Here is a 6,570-nt window from a genome sequence, read left to right on the forward strand (position 1 = left end):
CTGCCGGTGGGTTGCCGAAGGGATGGTGGAGCCTTGCCCCTGCGTCACGCAGCCGGATCTTCGTTCGATCGACACGGCCTGGCTGACGGTTGCTCAGATGCTGCTGACGCTCTGTCAGTAATATGAGGTCATCTTGCGCACGCGTTGCACAAGGTGATGAAAAGCAGCGGTGATCAATGGAAGGTCGAGAAAGGGTATAATCGCAGGTCGTCCGGTGTTTGGGGGTGTTATGCCCCGTGCCCCAAGGGGCACAACACCCCACCGCTCAGATGTCCCGGAAGATTTCGATCTGGGCGCCCACCGAGTTCAGGCGTTCCGCCAGTTCCTCGTAGCCGCGGTTGATCACGTACACGTTGCGCAGCACCGACGTGCCCTCCGCCGCCATCATCGCGAGGAGGACGACCACCGCCGGGCGCAGGGCCGGGGGGCACATCATTTCGGCGGCGCGCCAGCGGGTGGGGCCCTCGACCAGGACGCGGTGGGGGTCCAGGAGCTGGAGGCGGCCGCCGAGGCGGTTCAGGTCCGTGAGGTAGATGGCGCGGTTGTCGTAGACCCAGTCGTGGATCAGGGTCTGGCCGTGGGCCGAGGCCGCGATCGCCGCGAAGAAGGGCACGTTGTCGATGTTGAGGCCGGGGAACGGCATCGGGTGGATCTTGTCGATCGGCGCCTCCAGTTTGGAGGGCCGGACCGTCAGGTCGACCAGCCGGGTGCGGCCGTTGTCGGCGGCGTACTCCGCGGTGCGGTCGCAGTCGACGCCCATCTCCTCCAGGACCGCGAGCTCGATCTCCAGGAACTCGATGGGCACCCGGCGGATCGTCAGCTCGGACTCCGTGACGACGGCGGCGGCGAGCAGGCTCATCGCCTCGACCGGGTCCTCGGAGGGCGAGTAGTCCACGTCCACGTCGATGGAGGGGACGCCGTGCACCGTGAGGGTGGTGGTGCCGATGCCGTCCACGCGTACGCCCAGCGCCTCCAGGAAGAAGCAGAGGTCCTGGACCATGTAGTTGGAGGAGGCGTTCCGGATGACCGTCGTGCCGTCGTGGCGGGCGGCGGCCAGCAGGGCGTTCTCGGTCACGGTGTCGCCGCGCTCGGTCAGCACGATGGGGCGGCCGGGCGTGACGGAGTGGTCCACGCGGGCGTGGTAGATGCCCTCGGTGGCGGCGATGTCCAGGCCGAAGCGGCGCAGCGCGATCATGTGCGGCTCGATCGTGCGCGTACCGAGGTCGCAGCCGCCCGCGTAGGGCAGCTTGAAGGCGTCCATGCGGTGCAGCAGCGGGCCGAGGAACATGATGATGGAGCGGGTGCGGCGGGCGGCGTCCGCGTCCATGGCGTCCATGTCCAGCTTGGCCGGCGGGACGATCTCCAGGTCGGTGCCGTCGTTGATCCAGCGGGCGCGTACACCGATGGAGTTGAGCACTTCGAGGAGGCGGTAGACCTCCTCGATGCGCGCGACCCGGCGCAACACCGTACGCCCCTTGTTGAGCAGCGACGCGCACAGCAGCGCCACGCAGGCGTTCTTGCTGGTCTTGACGTCGATGGCGCCGGAGAGCCGGCGGCCGCCGACGACGCGCAGATGCATCGGGCCGGCGTAGCCGAGCGAGACGATTTCGCTGTCCAGCGCTTCACCGATACGGGCGATCATCTCAAGGCTGATGTTTTGGTTGCCGCGCTCGATGCGGTTCACTGCGCTCTGGCTGGTTCCGAGCGCTTCGGCCAGCTGGCTCTGTGTCCAGCCCCGGTGCTGACGGGCGTCACGGATGAGCTTGCCGATACGTACGAGGTAGTCATCTGACATGTCGGCAGGCTATCTCAGATATGAGATGGCACCCGTACGGGGGTGTGCTGTTCGGGTGAGAGTGGTGTGCCGGGTGCGGCGGAGGAGGACCGGCGGGGTGGGGTCGGGGCGCGCATTCGGGGTACCCGGACCGGGTGGGTGCGCGGCGCACCAGGGCGCCCGGACATGACCCGTCAGCGGTCATGTACTAGAGTTATCTCGACATCGAGATATATGCCGAAGGCGCACAGCGGGCACCGTTCGGTAAGGGTTACCTAACTAAGCCTTACCTTAGCGGATGGTCCGGTGGTCCGAGGCGGCACCACGCGGCGCCCGCCGTGGTGAGGCGCGGCGCGGAGTTACGCGCACATTGATGAAGGAGACTGTCGTGTCGGCGAACAGCTTCGACGCCCGCAGCACGCTGCGCGTGGGCGACGAGTCGTACGAGATCTTCAGGCTGGACAAGGTCGAGGGCTCCGCGCGCCTCCCCTACAGCCTCAAGGTCCTGCTGGAGAACCTGCTCCGCACGGAGGACGGCGCGAACATCACCGCCGACCACATCCGCGCGCTCGGCGGCTGGGACTCCCAGGCGCAGCCCAGCCAGGAGATCCAGTTCACGCCGGCCCGCGTGATCATGCAGGACTTCACCGGTGTGCCCTGCGTCGTGGACCTCGCCACCATGCGCGAGGCCGTCAAGGAGCTCGGCGGCGACCCGGAGCGCATCAACCCGCTCGCCCCCGCCGAGCTGGTCATCGACCACTCCGTCATCGCCGACAAGTTCGGCACGAAGGACGCCTTCGGCCAGAACGTCGAGCTGGAGTACGGCCGCAACAAGGAGCGCTACCAGTTCCTGCGCTGGGGCCAGACCGCGTTCGACGAGTTCAAGGTCGTCCCGCCGGGCACCGGCATCGTCCACCAGGTCAACATCGAGCACCTGGCCCGTACGGTCATGGTCCGAGGCGGCCAGGCGTACCCCGACACCCTCGTCGGCACCGACTCGCACACCACCATGGTCAACGGCCTCGGCGTCCTGGGCTGGGGCGTCGGCGGCATCGAGGCCGAGGCCGCGATGCTGGGCCAGCCGGTCTCCATGCTCATCCCGCGTGTCGTCGGCTTCAAGCTGACCGGTGAGCTGCCCGCCGGCACCACCGCCACCGACCTCGTGCTGACCATCACCGAGATGCTCCGCAAGCACGGCGTCGTCGGCAAGTTCGTCGAGTTCTACGGTGAGGGCGTCGCCGCCACCTCGCTCGCCAACCGCGCCACCATCGGCAACATGTCGCCCGAGTTCGGCTCCACCGCCGCGATCTTCCCGATCGACGACGAGACGCTGAACTACCTGCGCCTGACCGGCCGCGACGCCAAGCAGGTCGCCCTCGTCGAGGCGTACGCCAAGGAGCAGGGCCTCTGGCTCGACCCGGCCGCCGAGCCCGACTTCTCCGAGAAGCTGGAGCTCGACCTCTCCACGGTCGTCCCCTCCATCGCCGGCCCGAAGCGCCCGCAGGACCGCATCGTCCTCGCCAACGCCAAGGCCCAGTTCGCCCAGGACGTCCGCAACTACGTGGACTGCGTGGACGAGGCGGGCAAGGAGTCCTTCCCGGCCTCCGACTCCCCGGCCATTGGCGCCGCGGGCCCGACGAACCCGGTCCCCGTCACCGCCCCCGACGGCACCACGTACGAGCTGGACCACGGCGCCGTCACCGTCGCCGCGATCACCTCCTGCACCAACACCTCGAACCCGTACGTCATGGTCGCCGCCGCGCTCGTGGCGAAGAAGGCGGTCGAGAAGGGCCTGACCCGCAAGCCGTGGGTCAAGACCACCCTGGCGCCGGGCTCGAAGGTCGTCACCGACTACTTCGACAAGGCGGGCCTCACCCCGTACCTCGACAAGGTCGGCTTCAACCTCGTCGGCTACGGCTGCACCACCTGCATCGGCAACTCCGGCCCGCTGCCGGAGGAGGTCTCCAAGGCGGTCAACGAGCACGACCTGGCCGTGACCTCGGTGCTCTCCGGCAACCGCAACTTCGAGGGCCGGATCAACCCCGACGTCAAGATGAACTACCTGGCCTCCCCGCCGCTGGTCGTCGCGTACGCCATCGCCGGCTCGATGAAGGTGGACATCACCAAGGACGCGCTCGGCACCGACCAGGAAGGCAACCCGGTCCACCTGGCCGACATCTGGCCGACCGAGGCCGAGGTCAACGACGTCGTCGCCAACGCCATCGGCGAGGACATGTTCAACAAGTCCTATCAGGACGTCTTCGCGGGCGACGCCCAGTGGCAGGCCCTGTCGATCCCGACCGGCAACACCTTCGAGTGGGACGCCGAGTCCACCTACGTGCGCAAGCCCCCGTACTTCGAGGGCATGACCATGGAGACCGTGCCGGTCGAGGACATCACCGGCGCCCGTGTCCTGGCCAAGCTGGGCGACTCGGTCACCACCGACCACATCTCCCCGGCCGGTGCGATCAAGGCCGACACCCCGGCCGGCCAGTACCTCACGGAGCACGGCATCGCGCGCCGCGACTTCAACTCCTACGGCTCGCGCCGTGGTAACCACGAGGTCATGATCCGCGGTACGTTCGCCAACATCCGCCTGCGCAACCAGATCGCGCCGGGCACCGAGGGCGGCTTCACCCGCGACTTCACGCAGGACGGCGCGCCGGTCTCGTTCATCTACGACGCCTCGCAGAACTACCAGGCCGCCGGCACCCCGCTGGTCATCCTGGCCGGCAAGGAGTACGGCTCCGGCTCGTCCCGCGACTGGGCCGCCAAGGGCACCGCGCTCCTCGGCGTCAAGGTCGTCATCGCCGAGTCCTACGAGCGCATCCACCGCTCGAACCTCATCGGCATGGGCGTCCTGCCGCTCCAGTTCCCGGAGGGCGAGACCGCCGAGAGCCTCGGCCTGACCGGCGAGGAGACCTTCTCCGTCACCGGCGTCACCGAGCTGAACAACGGCACCACCCCGCGTACGGTCAAGGTCACCACCGACACCGGCGTCGAGTTCGATGGCGTGGTCCGCATCGACACCCCCGGTGAGGCGGACTACTACCGCAACGGCGGCATCCTGCAGTACGTGCTCCGCCAGCTCGTCGCTTCCTGACCGGACCCGAACGAGCGCCCTCCCTCCGCGCCCCGTGCGCGGGGGAGGGCACCGCGACAGAAGAACCCCGTACCTGGCATCAGGTGCGGGGTTTTTCCGTCGCGATTCTCCGCAAGCGCTTCGACGGCCCGTGCGTTCCGTCGCGTCACCGAGTGGACGTCTCCGGTTTCGGGTCAATGCGAATGGAGGGGATTGTGTGATGGCCGCGTGAAGCCTAGCCTGGCGCTGCTCGACCGACGCCCGTCATCGCTCAACTGGCCTTACCCGGCTGCGAGTTTGTGGAGAAGTACGTGGGGGAGCAGCAATCCGCACCGGAGGTCACGAGCCTTCGACCGGAGGGAGCACGAGGGTCTTCGCTGACCCTGGTGGTCGCACAGGCGACCACCTCCCTCGGCACCGCGGTCACCGGTTTCGGCATGAACGTCTGGGTCTTCGAGGAAACGGGGTCCTTCACACTCTTCGCCACACTCGCCGTCGTGGCCGCACTGCCCGCGTTACTGCTGGCCCCGGTAGCGGGAGTGGTCGTGGACCGCTACGACCGGCGGTTGGTCCTCCTGGGCTGCCAGGCCGCCGGCGGGGTCATGCTCGCCGCCACCCTCATCGCCGCGGTCACCGACAGCCTCAGCCCGCCCCTGGTGGGCGTCCTGTGGGCGGTGATGAGCACGGTCGGGGCGTTCTCCTGGCCCGCCGTGAGCGCGAGCATCACCGTGCTGAGCAGCCCGGAGCAGCGCCCGCGCGTCAACGGCCTCGCGGAGACGCTGATGGGCACGGTCACCGTGGGCTCCCCGGTGCTCGGCGCGGCCCTGTACCGGTTGATCGGGATCGAGGGCATCGCGGCCTTCGACCTGGTCTCCTACCTCGCCTGCCTGGTCCTGATCGCGTACATGAGGTTCCCGGCGGCGCGCGAGGACACCGGTCCGGGACGGGCCGCGGGCGGCGGACCCCGGTTCGGTGACGATCTGCGCGAGGCGTGGCGGTTCCTGTCCGGCCGCCGGGACCTGCTCCGCCTGCTGTTCTTCTTCGTGCTGGTCAACGTCGGGCTCTCGATGTTCACCGTGCTCTACTCGCCCTACGTGCTCTCCTTCACCTCCATCGGGGTGCTCGGCGTGCTGCTCTCGCTGGGCGGCGCCGGCACGATCGTGGCGGGCATCGTGTACTCCGCGACGGGGGGACCGGCCGCCAAGCACGTCGGCGTGCTCGCCGGGGCCCTGCTGGCCGGCCTGAGCATGGCGGCGCTCGGCCTGTTGCGCGAGCCGTACGTGCTGTACGCGGTCGCCTTCCTCTACGGCACCTCCGTGCCCCTGCTGAACGCGTCCAGCCAGACCATCTGGCAGGCCAACGTCCCGCCGGCGCTGCAGGGCCGGGTGTTCAGCCTGCGCCGCATGCTCGCCTGGAGCATGGCGCCGGTCTCCATGGTGGCGTCCATCCCGCTGGCGGAACGGTTCGCCGCACCACTCGTGCGGGAAGGACGCCCCGCCGCCGGGATCTGGGGGACCGGCATGGCCGGGGCCCTCGGCCTCACCGCCACCCTGTGCGGACTGCTGTGCCTGCTCGTCGTCGTCCTCGCCCAGGCGACCGGCGGGCTGCGGACCGAGGGCGAACCACCGGTCGACTGACCCGCGGCCGCCGCTCTCCCTCTTCTCCTCCTCACCTCCTCCTCGACGCACCTACTCGACGAATCCGAGGCACTGTC

General features: G+C 68.8%; 3 protein-coding genes. 2 read left to right on the top strand and 1 reads right to left on the bottom strand.

The features are described from left to right. Window positions 1-265 precede the first annotated feature (265 nt). Window positions 266-1,795, bottom strand: coding sequence for a helix-turn-helix domain-containing protein (locus OG710_RS24335; RefSeq protein ID WP_111338779.1), 1,530 nt, complete (start codon window positions 1,793-1,795; stop codon window positions 266-268). A gap of 367 nt (window positions 1,796-2,162) precedes the next feature. Between OG710_RS24335 and acnA the strand changes: the two genes are divergently transcribed. Both acnA and OG710_RS24345 read left to right on the top strand, forming a co-directional pair. Next, window positions 2,163-4,877, top strand: coding sequence for an aconitate hydratase AcnA (acnA, locus tag OG710_RS24340; protein WP_330241202.1), 2,715 nt, complete (start codon window positions 2,163-2,165; stop codon window positions 4,875-4,877). A 365-nt stretch (window positions 4,878-5,242) separates the two neighbouring features. Beyond that, the gene (locus tag OG710_RS24345) at window positions 5,243-6,493 is read left to right on the top strand and encodes an MFS transporter (RefSeq protein WP_330241203.1); all 1,251 of its coding nucleotides are present in this window, start codon (window positions 5,243-5,245) and stop codon (window positions 6,491-6,493) included. The last annotated feature ends 77 nt before the right edge of the window (window positions 6,494-6,570 follow it).

The organism is Streptomyces sp. NBC_00525, assembly GCF_036346595.1.
Taxonomy (GTDB): domain Bacteria; phylum Actinomycetota; class Actinomycetes; order Streptomycetales; family Streptomycetaceae; genus Streptomyces.